13 protein-coding genes are annotated in these 13,467 nt (G+C 72.5%); 5 read left to right on the top strand and 8 right to left on the bottom strand.

Annotated elements, in window-relative coordinates; all coding sequences use genetic code 11:
- Nucleotides 1-28: 28 nt before the first annotated feature.
- On the top strand, nt 29-955 hold the full coding sequence (locus ITJ64_RS08400; protein WP_194680199.1) for a DUF4190 domain-containing protein: 927 nt from the start codon (nt 29-31) through the stop codon (nt 953-955).
- Nucleotides 956-1,000: 45 nt separating this feature from the next.
- Complete coding sequence (gene purL, locus ITJ64_RS08395) at nt 1,001-3,295, top strand: phosphoribosylformylglycinamidine synthase subunit PurL (RefSeq protein ID WP_194680198.1); 2,295 nt, start codon at nt 1,001-1,003, stop codon at nt 3,293-3,295.
- A 57-nt stretch (nt 3,296-3,352) separates the two neighbouring features.
- On the opposite strand, the gene ITJ64_RS08390 is transcribed toward purL, so the two are convergent.
- From ITJ64_RS08390 to ITJ64_RS08370, 5 genes are all read right to left on the bottom strand, one after another.
- Nucleotides 3,353-3,670 carry a chorismate mutase gene (locus ITJ64_RS08390; RefSeq protein WP_194680197.1) on the bottom strand — a complete coding sequence of 106 codons (318 nt, stop codon included), beginning with the start codon at nt 3,668-3,670 and terminating at the stop codon, nt 3,353-3,355.
- Nucleotides 3,671-3,680: 10 nt separating this feature from the next.
- A complete protein-coding gene (locus ITJ64_RS08385; RefSeq protein WP_370545098.1) occupies nt 3,681-4,655 on the bottom strand; it encodes a DMT family transporter in 975 nt (324 codons plus the stop codon).
- Nucleotides 4,656-4,796: 141 nt separating this feature from the next.
- On the bottom strand, nt 4,797-5,216 hold the full coding sequence (locus ITJ64_RS08380) for an organic hydroperoxide resistance protein (protein ID WP_194680196.1): 420 nt from the start codon (nt 5,214-5,216) through the stop codon (nt 4,797-4,799).
- 92 nt (nt 5,217-5,308) lie between these two features.
- Nucleotides 5,309-5,944 carry a GNAT family N-acetyltransferase gene (locus ITJ64_RS08375; protein WP_194680195.1) on the bottom strand — a complete coding sequence of 212 codons (636 nt, stop codon included), beginning with the start codon at nt 5,942-5,944 and terminating at the stop codon, nt 5,309-5,311.
- Between the two features lie 32 nt (nt 5,945-5,976).
- A complete protein-coding gene (locus ITJ64_RS08370; protein ID WP_194680194.1) occupies nt 5,977-8,625 on the bottom strand; it encodes a LuxR family transcriptional regulator in 2,649 nt (882 codons plus the stop codon).
- 130 nt (nt 8,626-8,755) lie between these two features.
- On the opposite strand from ITJ64_RS08370, the gene ITJ64_RS08365 reads away from it, so the two are divergent.
- Nucleotides 8,756-9,364 (top strand): maleylpyruvate isomerase N-terminal domain-containing protein, encoded by a 609-nt coding sequence (locus tag ITJ64_RS08365; protein ID WP_228507752.1) that lies wholly within the window; start codon nt 8,756-8,758, stop codon nt 9,362-9,364.
- A 72-nt stretch (nt 9,365-9,436) separates the two neighbouring features.
- Here the strand turns inward: ITJ64_RS08365 and ITJ64_RS08360 are convergent, their stop codons facing one another.
- The gene (locus ITJ64_RS08360; protein WP_194680192.1) at nt 9,437-9,946 is read right to left on the bottom strand and encodes a MarR family winged helix-turn-helix transcriptional regulator; all 510 of its coding nucleotides are present in this window, start codon (nt 9,944-9,946) and stop codon (nt 9,437-9,439) included.
- 159 nt (nt 9,947-10,105) lie between these two features.
- On the opposite strand from ITJ64_RS08360, the gene ITJ64_RS19330 reads away from it, so the two are divergent.
- Nucleotides 10,106-11,131, top strand: coding sequence for an FUSC family protein (locus ITJ64_RS19330; RefSeq protein ID WP_194680191.1), 1,026 nt, complete (start codon nt 10,106-10,108; stop codon nt 11,129-11,131).
- 261 nt (nt 11,132-11,392) lie between these two features.
- On the opposite strand, the gene ITJ64_RS08350 is transcribed toward ITJ64_RS19330, so the two are convergent.
- A complete protein-coding gene (locus ITJ64_RS08350) occupies nt 11,393-12,679 on the bottom strand; it encodes an adenylosuccinate synthase (protein WP_194680190.1) in 1,287 nt (428 codons plus the stop codon).
- 116 nt (nt 12,680-12,795) lie between these two features.
- Between ITJ64_RS08350 and ITJ64_RS08345 the strand changes: the two genes are divergently transcribed.
- Entirely contained in the window at nt 12,796-13,098 is a 303-nt protein-coding gene (locus ITJ64_RS08345; protein WP_228507751.1) for a thioredoxin domain-containing protein, read from the top strand.
- Here ITJ64_RS08345 and ITJ64_RS08340 read toward each other — a convergent pair.
- Complete coding sequence (locus ITJ64_RS08340; protein WP_194680189.1) at nt 13,084-13,458, bottom strand: VOC family protein; 375 nt, start codon at nt 13,456-13,458, stop codon at nt 13,084-13,086. The genes ITJ64_RS08345 and ITJ64_RS08340 overlap by 15 nt on opposite strands.
- Between the last annotated feature and the right edge of the window lie 9 nt (nt 13,459-13,467).

The following is a 13,467-nucleotide window of genomic DNA, read 5'->3' as shown; positions in this document are numbered from 1 at the left end:
GTCGGAGCACGGCTGAACGAGGAGGACCATGAGCGACAGCGGCAGCACCCCACCCCCGGTGCCCCCGACCGGTGGGTACGGCACGCCGCCGCCCCAGCCTCCTTACGGCCAGCCGCCGCAGCCGCCGTACGGTGGCCAGCCGCCGCAGTCCCCCGGCCAGCCTCCGTACTACGGTCCGCCGCAGAACGGCGACTTCCCGGGCCGCACGCTCGGCATCGTCGGCCTCATCCTGTCGTTCTTCACGACCCTGGTCGGCCTGATCATCTCGGCCATCGCGCTCAGCCAGTCCAAGAAGGCCGGCTACAAGAACGGTCCGGCGCTGGCCGGCGTGATCATCGGCTCGGTGCTCTCGGGCCTCGTGGTGATCTTCGTCGTGGTGTCGATCATCATCAGCGTCACCACCAGTCTCGCCGTGATCGGTGTGGCCGCGGGGGCGGGCGGCGGAGCATCCGACGACCCCCTCGACGAGCCTCTTTCCACATCGGAGCCGTTCGCGAGCCCCGAGCCCACGCCGAGCGAGTCGGGCGAGCCGGGCGACGGCACCGGCACCGACGTCTTCGACCTGGTCGTCGGCGACTGCTTCGACGAGTGGTCGGGCGACACCGTCTACGAGGTGCCGGTCGTCGACTGCGCCACCCCGCACGACTGGGAGGTCTACAGCGACTTCGAGGTGCCCGACACCGCCGACGGCGCCTTCCCCGGTGAGGACAAGGTCGACGTCGCCGCCGACGACGGCTGCCTGACCGCCTTCGAGACCTTCCTCGGCGCCTCCTACGCCGACACGGTCTACGACTACAGCTACCTCGTGCCCACCGCCGACTCCTGGACCGAGTCGGACGACCGCCTGATCACCTGCATCATCACCGACCCGGCGGGCAAGACCACGGGGTCGCTCGAGGGGGCCGGCGCGGGCACCGGTGGAGGCGCCGACAGCACGGGGTACTCGCCCCGGTAGAATCGACGCGCATCCCACCCCTGCAACTCAAGGAGTCCTGGCCGCGTGAGCAATGCCGATACCGTCGAGAACGCCATCGCGACCCCGGAGCGGGAGCAGCCCTACGAGGCTCTCGGCCTGAAGGCCGACGAGTACGCGAAGATCCGCGAGATCCTGGGCCGTCGCCCCACCTCGGGCGAGCTCGCGATGTACTCCGTGATGTGGAGCGAGCACTGCTCGTACAAGTCGTCGAAGATCTACCTGCGCCAGTTCGGCCAGAAGGTCTCACCGGCGATGAAGAAGAACCTCATGGTCGGCATGGGCGAGAACGCCGGCGTGGTCGACGTGGGCGAGGGCTGGGCCGTCACCTTCAAGGTCGAGAGCCACAACCACCCCTCCTACATCGAGCCCTTCCAGGGTGCGGCCACCGGTGTCGGCGGCATCGTGCGCGACATCATCTCGATGGGCGCCCGCCCGGTCGCCGTGATGGACCAGCTGCGTTTCGGCAAGATCGACGACCCCGACACCGCCCGGGTCGTGCACGGCGTCACCAGCGGCATCTCGTTCTACGGCAACTGCCTCGGCCTGCCGAACATCGGCGGCGAGACCTACTTCGACCCGGTGTACCAGGGCAACCCGCTCGTCAACGCGCTGTCGGTGGGCGTGCTGCGGCACGAGGACCTGCACCTCGCCAACGCCCGCGGCGTCGGCAACAAGGTCGTGCTCTTCGGGGCGCGCACCGGAGGCGACGGCATCGGCGGGGCGTCCATCCTCGCCTCCGACACGTTCTCGGCCGGCGGCCCGACCAAGCGCCCCGCGGTGCAGGTCGGCGACCCGTTCGCCGAGAAGGTGCTCATCGAGTGCTGCCTCGAGCTGTTCGCGGGCGACCTCGTCGAGGGCATCCAAGACCTCGGGGCCGCCGGCATCTCGTGCGCCACCTCGGAGCTCGCCTCCAACGGCGACGGCGGCATGTTCATCGAGCTCGAGAAGGTGCTTCTGCGCGACCCGTCGCTCACCGCCGAAGAGATCCTGATGAGCGAGAGCCAGGAGCGCATGATGGCGGTCGTGCAGCCCTCGAAGCTCGAGGGCTTCCTCGCCGTCACCTCCAAATGGGACGTCGAGACCAGCGTGCTCGGCGAGGTCACCGACACCGGGCGCCTGCAGATCGACTGGCACGGCGAGCGCATCGTCGACGTCGAGCCGCGCACCGTCGCGGTCGACGGCCCGGTCTACGAGCGCCCCGTCGCCTACCCCTCCTGGCAGGATGCGCTTCAGGCCGACTCCGCCTCGCGCCTGCCCCGCGCCACCTCCGGTGACGAGCTGCGCGCCGAGTTCCTGCGCGTCGTCGCCTCGCCGAACATGGCGTCGAAGGAGTGGATCACCAACCAGTACGACCGCTACGTGCTCGGCAACACGGCGCTGTCCTTCCCCGACGACGGCGGCATGATCCGCGTCGACGAGGAGTCGGGGCTCGGCTTCGCGCTGGCCTCCGACGCCAACGGCCGGTACTGCCAGCTCGACCCGTACCGCGGGGCGCAGCTCGCCCTGGCCGAGGCGTTCCGCAACGTCGCCGTCACCGGCGCGACCCCCGTGGCCGTCTCCGACTGCCTGAACTTCGGCTCGCCCGAGAACCCCGAGGTGATGTGGCAGTTCTCGCGCGCCGTCGAGGGGCTGGCCGACGGCTGCCTCGAGCTCGAGATCCCCGTCACCGGCGGCAACGTCTCGTTCTACAACCAGACGGGCTCGCAGCCGATCCACCCGACCCCGGTCGTCGCCGTGCTCGGCGTGATCGACGACGTCGCCCGGCGCATCCCCTCGGGCTGGCAGGACGAGGGCTCGAACCTCTACCTGCTCGGCACCACCCGTGCGGAGCTCGACGGCTCGGCCTGGGCCGGGGTCATCCACGACCACCTCGGCGGACTGCCGCCCCAGGTGTCGCTGCCCGGCGAGGTCGCCCTGGCCGAGCTGCTGCGCGCCGGCGCGGTCGAAGGGCTGATCGACGCGGCGCACGACCTCTCCGACGGCGGCCTCGCGCAGACCGTCGCCGAGTCGGTGCTGCGCTTCGGCATCGGCGCCCGCATCTGGCTCGACGAGATCGTCTCCCGCGACGGTGTCTCGGAGTCCGACGCGCTGTTCAGCGAGTCGACCGGCCGCGTGCTCGTGTCGGTGCCGCGGGAGGACGACGTGAAGTTCCGCGGCCTCTGCGACGGGCGGGGCATCCCCGCGCTCCGCATCGGGGTGACGGATGCGCTGGCCGGCTCGCTCGAGGTGCAGGGCCTGTTCACCGTGCCGCTCGCCGAGCTCTCGGGCGCGCACCGCGCGACGCTGCCGCAGCACTTCGGGCCGGTCGTCGGCGGCTAGCGCCGCCGCCCGCCGCGGCCGCCGCCTCGCGCGGCGGGCCGCCGGGCCGGCGGCCGGCTAGGAGTCCTTGGCCGCGATGCGCTCGTGGTGGTGGATGACCTCGGCGACGATGAAGTTGAGGAACTTCTCGGCGAACGCCGGGTCGAGGTGCGACTCCTCGGCGAGCCCGCGCAGGCGGGTGATCTGCCGCTGCTCGCGCTCGAGGTCGGCCGGCGGCAGCCCGTGGTCGGCCTTCAGCCGCCCCACCGTCTGCGTGAACTTGAACCGCTCGGCCAGCATGTGGATGAGGGCCGCGTCGATGTTGTCGATCGACTGGCGGATGCCCTCCAGCTGCCCGTAGACGTCCGCCTCGCCGATCTCGTGCTCGTTCACCATGGGAACGACTCTAGCCAGCTTCGGCGGCCGTCTTCTCGGCATCGCGGGCGACACGCCCGGGCCCACGCCGGTGCGGCAGCCGCAGCCTCCCCTGCGCGAGCAGGATGCCCGCGAACACGATCACCGCTCCGACCGGCGCGTTCCAGCTGAGCGTCTCGCCGAGCAGCAGGATGCCGAGCGCCACCCCCACCACCGGCGTGAGGTAGGTGACCGTCGACGTCGCCGTCGGCCCCCACGCGTTCAGGATGTTCATGTACCAGTAGTACGCGAGGCCGGTGCCGAGCACCCCGAGCAGCACGAGGCTGACGACGATCGGCACGTCGAGCGCGATCGGCCCGAGCGCCACGAACGGCGTCAGCACCAGCAGGATCGCCGCCCCCATGCCCACCTGCAAGAAGGCGGCCGTCAGCCCCGACACCGGGTGCCGGTTGCTGATGAACCGGCGGATGTACCCGAAGGTGAACCCGTAGCAGATCGCCGAGCCGATGCAGGCGAGCTGACCCGCGAGCTCGAGCAGCAGATCGCCGTGCGCGGCCTCGCTCGCGACGAAGCTCCACGGCCCGATGATGACGATGACACCCAGGATGCCCGCCACGACCCCGAGCACCCGCGAGCGGTCGAGCTTCTCGACCCGGAACACCAGGGTCACCATGAGCGCCGTGGTGATGGGCGTGACCGCGTTGTAGATGCTCGCGAGGCCGGACGTGACGTACTGCTCGGCCCATGCGAACAGCAGGTACGGGATGGCGCAGCCGAAGGCGCCGATGACCACGAAGTGCAGGTAGACGATCGGCTCGCGCGGCAGCCTCGTGCGCAGCACGAGCATGACGAGGCCGAGGGTGAGGGCGCCGAGCACGAGTCGCGTCCACGCGACCTGCCCGAACGAGACCCCGCCGAGCGCCACCTTCATGAACAGGAAGCTCGCCCCCCAGAGCAGCCCGAGCGCCGAGAACTGCAGGGCGGTGGACAGGCGGTTCGAGCTCACTCTGCGACAGTAGCGCCCGGCTCCGACATCGGCGCCGGGTACGACGACGGGGTGCACGCTTTGGCAGTCGTGCACCCCGTCTTAGGCAGGATCGCCTCGGTGAGGCGTCGCCCGGGCGTGGGCCCGGGCATCCGTCATCGACTACTCGACGACGTTGACCGTGACCTCGATGTTGCCGCGGGTGGCGTTGGAGTAGGGGCAGATGGTGTGGGCCTTGTCGGCGACCTGACGGGCCTGGTCGGGCGACACGTTCGGCACGTAGACGTCGAGCTCGACGGCGAGGCCGAAGCCGCCCTCACCGTTGGAGCCGATCGAGACGCTGGACGAGACCGCCGCGTCCTTCGTGTCGAGCTTCAGCTCGCGGCCGGCGGCGTGCACGGCGCCGAGGAAACAGGCGGAGTAGCCGGCGGCGAAGAGCTGCTCGGGGTTCGTGCCCTCACCCGAGCCACCCATCTCCTTGGGCGGGCGGGTGTCGAAGTCGAGACGGTCGTCCTCGCTGCGGACGTGGCCGTCGCGGCCGCCACCGGAGGCGTGGGCGATTGCAGTGTAGATAGCTTCCATGGCTCTAGTTCACCACTTCTCCGGAGCACTCGGTCACGGCTCGCCGTTTCCCAGCATCCGTTCGCTCTCTGTACGACAGGTGCACAGCAGGACTACAGCTGCACAGCTCGGCCGGCGCCCTGGTTGTCCACACGTTCGCGCAGACGCGCCTCGACGTCAGGCCAGTCGTCGATGATGACCGAGAAGACGGCGGAGTCGCGCCACGACCCGTCGGCCCGCGGCCGGTCGCGCCGCACGATGCCCTCGAAGGTGGCACCGAGCTTCGCGATCGCCGCCCGCGAGCGGGTGTTCAGAACATCCGCCTGAATCTTCACCCGACCGAACCCGTGCTCGAACGCCGCACCCAGGAGGAGGAGCTTTGCCTCAGGATTCACGACCGTGCCCCAGACCCGCGGGTCGTACGCCGTCCAGCCGATGTGGGCCGCCTCGTACGCCGGCTCGATGTCGCCGAGCGTCGTGGTGCCGACGACCCGGCCCGCGTCGGGACCGCCCACCAGGCGGATCACGTAGGGGTTGCCGACTCCCCATTGGTAGTAGCCCTCGGCGAACTCGACGAAGCCCTCGACGCTGTCGCGGTAGCCCTGGGGGCCGCCGCCGTAGCCTCCGGCGAAGACCTCAGGATGCCCGATGGCCTCGTACAGCTCAGGCAGCACCTCGTGGGTCAGCCCCTCGAGCCGCACGTATCGCCCCTCGAGGGCCTCGTCGGGATCGGGTCGCACCGCATTCATGCGACGACTCTAGCGCCGGGCGGGGCAGGCGGTCAGGGCAGAGTCGCCGTCTGGGTCAGCGCGCCGGCCAGCTCGGTGCGGCCGCGCACACCCAGCTTGCGGTAGACGCGCAGCAGGTGGGTCTCGACGGTGCGCACGCTCAGCACCAGCCGGTCGGCGATCTCGCGGTTCGAGCATCCGTCGACCGCGAGGCCGGCGATCTCGCGTTCGCGCTGCGACAGTGAGACCGGATGCTCGGCGGGGATCAGCGGGAGCCGGGCGAGGCCGCACTCCGCGAGGTTGCGGTCACGGAGGCGCCCGCAGGCGGCGCCCGCCCGCTCGGCGCCGGCGCGGCGGTGCAGGCGCGCCGCGTGATCGAAGAGCTCGGCCGCCACGATGAACTGCTCGACGCCCTCGGCGGCCGCGCCGACCGCCTCGAGCTCCGGCGCCAGGCGGCCGGCACCGAGGGCGTCGTCGGGGTCGAGGCGCTCGCGCTTCGCGAGCACCCGCACGAGGTCGATGCCGATCTCGAGGCACTCGCCGTCCATGTCGCGCCCGAGCTCCTCCACGCGGTCGAGCACCTCGACGGCGTTGCCCGCGCGGGCCGCGTCGGTGAGCACCGCCATGCTCGGCAGGCGGAAGCCGCCACCCTCGAAGATCGCGGCGGAGCGGAGGAAGGCGGAGCGGGCCTGCTCCCAGCGGCCGGCGCCGGCGTGGATCCAGCCCTGCACCTTGAGGAGCTTGCCGGTGGCGGCGGGGCCGGCGCCGTGCGCGGCGGGGCCCGCGGGGTCGGCGCTCGCGTCGGCGGCTCGATCGGGGTCGGTTGCGTCACCGTCGCTGTCCGTCCACGGCAGGGCGTCGAGCGCCAGCTGCTCCTCACCGGCCAGGGCGTGGGCGAGGGCCAGGTCCATCGCGACGAGGGCGCGGGTGCGGCCGAAGCCGGCCTCCTCCACGATCCGGATCGCCGTGCGGAACTCCTGGATCGCCGCGTCGATCGAGCCGGCCGAGGCGAGGAGGTTGCCGATGGCCCAGCCGAGCATCCCCTCGGCCAGGGGCTGCCCGAAGACGCCCGCCGCATCCCGCAACGAACGCACGGTGCGGAGCGATTCACGCACCCGGCCCCGCAGCACGCCGATCTGCATCCGGAGCATTTGCAGGTGCGAGGCGTCGGCCGAGCAGGCCGCGTAGGCCCGCTCGGCCTCGTCGAGCGCCTGCTCCGCCGAGGTCAGCCGGCCGAGCGACAGCCGGATGGCGGCCACGTGGAACCAGGCCTCCGCCTCCTCGAGCCCGGAGAGCGCCGGCAGCGCCGGCTCGATCAGCGCCAGGGCGGCGGCCGGCTCATCGAGGCTGAACAGCATGAACCCCTTGAGCGCGTCGCGCCGAGCGTCGGCGGGCACGAGTCGGTCCCACGAGGAGTCGTCGATGACCGGCGCGGCTCGCACGGCGCTCTCGCGGACGTGGCGGATCATCGCGTGCAGCGCATCCGTTCTCTGGATGTCGTCGGAGGCCGTGTCGACGAGTCGCTCGAGCCGGTCGGACGCACGGCCCGCGAAGCCCGCCTGGGCCTCGGCCGCCGCCAGGGTCAGCTCGGCGTCGAACCCGCCACCCGCCTCGACGGCGGCCGAGGCGATGCGGAGCGCCGAGCCGGCGTCGGGGGAGCGGAGCGCCGACTTCGCGGCCGCCACCAGCACCTCCGGGGCCGGGGGGACTCCGAGGTCGAGCCCGTATCGTGCGAGCGAGACGAGGGCGGCGGGCCCGAGCTGCGCGGGGTCGCTCTGCGAGAGCACCTCGACCACCGCAGCCGCGATCCGGCGCCGGCGCAGCACACCGACACCGGCCGCGAGGATCTCCTCGTCGATGCCGTCCCGCACGTAGAGCGCCTCGTGCGGCGACGACGGCACGATGGCGAGCATCGACCGGTCCTCGAGCCGCTCGAGCGCGGCCTCCGCCTCGGCGGCCGGGGTGCCGAGGCGGGCGAGCACGGCGATGACGGTGTCCAGTGCGAGACCGGGCGCGAGGGCCAGGAGCTCGAGCGCGGCCTCGGCCACCTCGGTGCCGGCCGCATCGCCGCTCGCCCCGTCGCGCGGCTCGACGGCAGAGCGGTCGAGCACGAGGGCCCGCAGGCGGTCGCTCCTCGGGATCGGCGCCCGGAGCGACCAGACGCCCCCGGCCTCGACCAGGGCGCCGCTCGAGCGGCACCAGGCGATCCACTCCTCGAACGCTGCGAGGTGCCCGCCGCCGCGAGCCGAGACGAGCTGCGGCACCGCATCGTGGTCGAGCCGGCCGCCGAGCTCCGTCTCGGCGATGAGGAGCAGCTCCCGCGGAGTCAGGACCGTCAGTTCGACGACCTCGACGAGACCCTCGCGCCGCAGCGCGTCCAGGGCCTCCGGCAGGCGCCGTCGTGACGAGGCCTCCGCGACGAGCAGGAGCTCACCGGCCCGCACCGCACTCGCCAGGCGGTCGGACTGAGCATCGTCGAACCGGTCGATCTCCCGGCCCACCCAGGCCCGCGAGGCCGGCTCAGCCGCGAGGGACGCGACCAGTGCGCGCACGAGATGACTGCGCCCGGAACCCGGTTCGCCGACGACCACGACACCTTGCCCGCGCCGGAGGGCGGCGGCGGCGCGCTCGAACTCGGCAGCCCGTCCGACGAGCCCCGCCGGCCGCGCGACGGCCTGCCCGGATCCACCCCCTGCGGTCATGCCTGTCTCTCTATCACACTGCACCCGGCCGCACCAGTCGCCGGGCCCGATGGGGCGCGCGGATCGCGAGCTCGGGCGCATCCTCCCCGGAACGGCCTCGGGAGGGCCCGAGGCATGCCACGATATGCAGATGGGCAGTGCCGCCGCGTTCCACCAGTCCGCCACCGCGTTCCACGCGCTCGTCGCGCGTATCCCCGACGACGCCTGGGAGACCGAAGCGCTCGGGGAGTGGTCGCTGCGCTCGCTCGTCGGGCACACGACCCGGGCGATCCTCACCGTCGAGAGCTATCTGCGACTCGACGACCCCGGTTTCGAGAACGTGCCCGACGCCGAGCACTACTACTCCCGCGTCTACCGCGACCTCACCGACCCGGCGTCCGTGGCGGCGCGGGGCGTCGAGGCGGGCATCTGGCTGGGCGACGATCCGGCACAGGCGGTGGCGGATGCTCTCGGCCGCGCCATGGCCCTCGTCGACGCCGCGCCGGCCGAACGCATCGTCTCGATCGGCGGGCTCGGCATCGCCCTGCCCGAGTACCTGCGCACCCGCATCTTCGAGCTCGTGGTGCACTCCCTCGACATCACGCGGGCCACGGGCATCCCGCACGGCCAGCCGGCGGCCTGCGTCGCGGCGACGCTCGCGCTGGCCGCCGGGGTCGCGGCCACCCGCGGCGACGCCGAGGAGCTGCTGCTCGCGCTCACCGGCCGCGGCACCCTCCCCGCCGGCTACACCGTCGTCTGACCCCTTCCGTCGCCGCACGGCGCGGGGCGGGGCGGGGTTTGCGGTGCGCCAGTGGCGGGGGCGGCGCCGCCGTCAGGCGCCCTCGACGCTCGCGACCGTGAGGCGCAGTGCCGCCACGACGGCGGCGAGCTCGGCGGGCGGGATACCCGCCACGAGCTCCGACTCCACCGCGAGCAGCTGCGGGAAGACCTCGTCGATGAGGTGCTCGCCGGCGGAGGTGAGGGCGATCAGGGCGCCGCGTCCGTCGTGCGGGTTCGGCGTGCGCACCACGAGGCCCCGCGCCTCGAGCGCTTGCAGCCGCTTCGTGGTGGCGGGGCCGGTCGCGAGCGAGACGGTGCGGAGCGCCCCGGGCGACCTCGGTGCCCCCGCCCGGCGCAGCGCCGCGAGGATGTCGAACTCCCCCCGCCCGAGCCCCCACCCACCCAGCACCTCGTCGCCCCGGCGCGTGATCACGGCGGCGGCGCGCAGCACCCGCCCGACCACGTCGACCGCACTCGTGTCGAGCTCCGGCCGCAGCCCCGCCCACCCCTCGCGGATCTCGTCGACCACGTCACGAGCCCCCGACTCCGGTGCAGCATCCATGCGAGCAGTCTAAGATAGTTCACGAGTGAATTACATTCGGTCGACGGAGACCCGCCCCTGCTGCTCGCTCCGTCACCCGAGAGGTCCCTCATCGCCACCGGTCTGCTGCCCCACCCCCGCCGCCTCGTCGAGTTCGGCCCGCACGCCGGCGCCCACCGGGTGGCCCTCCGCGCCGGCATCGCGATGGCCGTGCCGCTCCTCACGCTCTACGCCGTGGGCCGCATCGACCTCTCGCTCTACGCCGTCTTCGGCGCCTTCACCGCGCTCTACGGCCGCAGCCACACGCACGGCACCCGGCTCCGGATGCAGGCGGCCGCCGCGGTCGCCCTGATCGGCGTGGTCGTGCTCGGCACCGCCATCGGCGTCTCGCCCGCACGCGAGTGGCTCGTGGTGCCGGTGGTCGCCGTCGTCGCCGCGGGGCTCGCCTTCGTGGCGGACGCCCTCGACTGGCACCCGCCCGGCGCGCTCTTCTTCGTCTTCGCGCTGGCGGCGTGCGCATCTGTGCCCGCCGAGCCCGGCACGGTGCTGGTCGCGCTCGGGCTGGCGACCGCGAGCGCGCTGTTCGCGATGCTCGTCTCCACCATGGGCGTGGTGCGACCGTCGGCCCGGATGCGCCCGGCCACCACGATGGCCGTGTCGTTCCGGGCGGTGGCCGCGAAGCCCGGCCAGGCGCGCAAGATCGCCTCGGTCGGGCTCGCCGTGCTGGTCGCGGGGGCGATCCCGACGGCGACGGGGCTCGGACATCCGTACTGGGCGATGGTCGCGGCGGTGGCCGCCCTGGGCGCGGCCGACACGGCGGGGCACCTCGTGCGCGCCGGTCAGCGGATGCTCGGCACGCTCGTCGGCGTCGGGCTCGCCGCCGCGCTGCTCGCCGTCACGTCACCCGCCCTCCTCGGCCCGGCGTCGACGCTGGTGCTCGTGGTGGTCGTGGTGCTGCTGCAGGTCGGAGCCGAGCTGTTCATCGGGCGCAACTACGCGGTGACCGTGGTGTTCGTGACACCGTTGGCGCTGATCATGGCGCAGCTCGCGCATCCGGTCGACGAGTTCGGCATGCTGCGCGACCGCACCCTCGAAACCCTCCTCGGCGCCGCCGTCGCCCTCGCCATCAGCCTCACCTCCGCCCACCTAGCGCCGCCACCCGCTCCGCACCTCCCCCACCGCCACCTAGCGCCCCCGCCGCGGTAGCGCAAAGGGCCGCTCCCGGCCCAAGGAAGGGCCGTTTGCGCGACCCCGCAAGGCGTGGGCAGGGGGTGCGGGGACACCCGAGGGTGGCCACCCGCGAGCGCAAGTTCACGCGCGCCACGCAGGCCCGGCGCGGTCGCGCAAAGGGCCGCTCGCTGCCCCAGGAAGGGCCGTTTGCGCGACCCCGTGCAGCGTGGGCAGGGGGCGCGGGGACGCACGCGGCCCCAGGGGGCGGGGGCGCGGGGCCGCGGGGCGGCCCGCGGGTCAGGTCAGGAGGTCGTGGCGGGTGATGATCGCGTCGCGGTCGGGGCCCACGCCGATGGCCGAGATGCGCGAGCCGCTCATCTCCTCGAGGGCCAGCACGTAGCGCTGCGCCGCGGCGGGGAGGTCATCGAAGGTGCGGGCGCCCGTGATGTCCTCCGACCAGCCCTCGAACTCCTCGTAGACCGGCTTCGCGTGGTGGAAGTCGCTCTGCGACACCGGCACCTCGTCGACCCGCACGCCGTCGACGTCGTAGGCGACGCAGACCGGGATGGTGGACAGCCCGGTGAGCACGTCGAGCTTCGTGAGCACGAAGTCGGTGACGCCGTTGATGCGCGAGGTGTAGCGCGCGATGGGAGCGTCGTACCAGCCGGTGCGGCGCGGCCGCCCCGTGGTGGTGCCGAACTCGAAGCCGCGCGAGCGCAGGAACTCGCCCGACTCGTCGTGCAGCTCGGTCGGGAACGGCCCGGCGCCGACGCGCGTCGTGTAGGCCTTGATCACCGCGATGACCCGGTCGATGCGGTTCGGGGCGACGCCCGAGCCGGTGGAGGCGCCGCCGGCCGTGGCGTTCGAGGAGGTGACGAACGGGTAGGTGCCGTGGTCGACGTCGAGCATGGTCGCCTGACCGCCCTCGAACAGCACGGTCTTGCCGGCCGTCAGCGCGCGGTCGAGCACGAGGGCCGTGTCGGCCACCATCGGCCGCAGCCGCTCGCGGTAGGAGAGCAGGTCGTCGACGACCTCCTCGGCCGCGATCGCGCGCCGGTTGTAGACCTTCACCAGGATGTGGTTCTTCAGGTCGAGCGCGCCCTCGACCTTCTGCCGCAGGATGCCCTCGTCGAACAGGTCTTGCACGCGGATGCCGACGCGGTTGATCTTGTCGGCGTACGCCGGCCCGATGCCGCGGCCGGTGGTGCCGATCTGCCGCTTTCCGAGGAAGCGCTCGGTGACCTTGTCGATGGTGCGGTGGTAGTGCGTGATGACGTGCGCGTTGGCGCTGACGAGCAGCTTCGACACGTCGACCCCGCGCGAGCCCAGCGCCTCGAGTTCGTGGAAGAGCACCTCGACGTCGACGACGACGCCGTTGGCGATGACCGGCGTGACACCCGGCGTCAGGATGCCCGACGGCAGCAGGTGCAGCGCGTACTTCTTGTCGCCGACGACCACGGTGTGGCCGGCGTTGTTGCCGCCGTTGAACTTCACGACGTAGTCGACACGGCTGCCGAGCAGGTCGGTGGCCTTGCCCTTGCCCTCGTCGCCCCACTGGGCGCCGATCAAGACGATCGCTGGCATGTGGATTCCCTCCAGTTGACAATCGATCCTATCGTCGGCGCGCCCGAGGCCCGGCTGGAGCGGCCGCCTGGGGAAGAACGACGACCCGTCGAGCGTTGTGCAGGAGAGGAGGAACCATGCCCGAACTGAGCCTCACGCTCTACTCGTCGAGCTTCTGCGGCGCCTGCGCGAGCACCCGTCAGTCCCTCGAACAGGTCGGCGAGCTCCTCGGCGACCGCATCGCCTGGCACGAGGTCAACGTCGCCACCGCCCCCGACGAGAGCGAGCGGGCGGGCATCCTGGCGACGCCCACCGTGATCATCGCGGGCCCCGACGGCGAAGAGCGGATGCGCGCCGCCGGCGTCCCGACGACGCCCCAGCTGCTCGCCGCCATCGCCTCAGCGCTCCCCGCGGCGTCAGCCGAGCTACCGCGGCAGTGACGTGACCCTGATCTCCTGCAGCGCCCAGGTGTTGCCGTCGGGATCGGCGAAGAAGGCGTAGAGCACGCCGCCCATGTCCTGCACCTCGCTGACGGCGAGGCCACGACCGACGAGGGCGGCGCGCTCCGCCGCCACGTCGTCGACCACGAGGTGCAGGTTCGAGACGGGGCCGCCGCTGCCCATGCCGACCCCGAACGCGATCGAGCAGGCCGAGCCCGGCGGGGTGAGCTGCACGACGCGCATCCCGTTGCCGGGTGAGACGTCGTGGTCGAGCGTGAAGCCGACCACGTCGCGGTAGAAGGCGATGGCGGCGTCGACGTCGCTCACGGCGATGGGCACGAGTTCCAGGCGCATGGTCATGGCCGAACG

It is taken from the genome of Herbiconiux sp. VKM Ac-1786 (assembly GCF_015350805.1).
GTDB lineage: Bacteria > Actinomycetota > Actinomycetes > Actinomycetales > Microbacteriaceae > Herbiconiux.
The sequence above is the reverse complement of the archived record's forward strand: the minus strand, read 5'-3'. Positions and strand labels throughout refer to the sequence as shown.

Bases quoted from the DNA above. Each gene is read 5' to 3' on its own strand.
- ITJ64_RS08400 (WP_194680199.1), top strand. From the start codon at position 29: ATGAGCGACAGCGGCAGCACCCCACCCCCGGTGCCCCCGACCGGTGGG.
- ITJ64_RS08390 (WP_194680197.1), bottom strand. From the start codon at position 3,670: ATGGTGAACGAGCACGAGATCGGCGAGGCGGACGTCTACGGGCAGCTG.
- ITJ64_RS08380 (WP_194680196.1), bottom strand. From the start codon at position 5,216: ATGGAAGCTATCTACACTGCAATCGCCCACGCCTCCGGTGGCGGCCGC.
- ITJ64_RS08375 (WP_194680195.1), bottom strand. From the start codon at position 5,944: ATGAATGCGGTGCGACCCGATCCCGACGAGGCCCTCGAGGGGCGATAC.
- ITJ64_RS08370 (WP_194680194.1), bottom strand. From the start codon at position 8,625: ATGACCGCAGGGGGTGGATCCGGGCAGGCCGTCGCGCGGCCGGCGGGG.
- ITJ64_RS08365 (WP_228507752.1), top strand. From the start codon at position 8,756: ATGGGCAGTGCCGCCGCGTTCCACCAGTCCGCCACCGCGTTCCACGCG.
- ITJ64_RS08360 (WP_194680192.1), bottom strand. From the start codon at position 9,946: ATGGATGCTGCACCGGAGTCGGGGGCTCGTGACGTGGTCGACGAGATC.
- ITJ64_RS08350 (WP_194680190.1), bottom strand. From the start codon at position 12,679: ATGCCAGCGATCGTCTTGATCGGCGCCCAGTGGGGCGACGAGGGCAAG.
- ITJ64_RS08345 (WP_228507751.1), top strand. From the start codon at position 12,796: ATGCCCGAACTGAGCCTCACGCTCTACTCGTCGAGCTTCTGCGGCGCC.
- ITJ64_RS08340 (WP_194680189.1), bottom strand. From the start codon at position 13,458: ATGACCATGCGCCTGGAACTCGTGCCCATCGCCGTGAGCGACGTCGAC.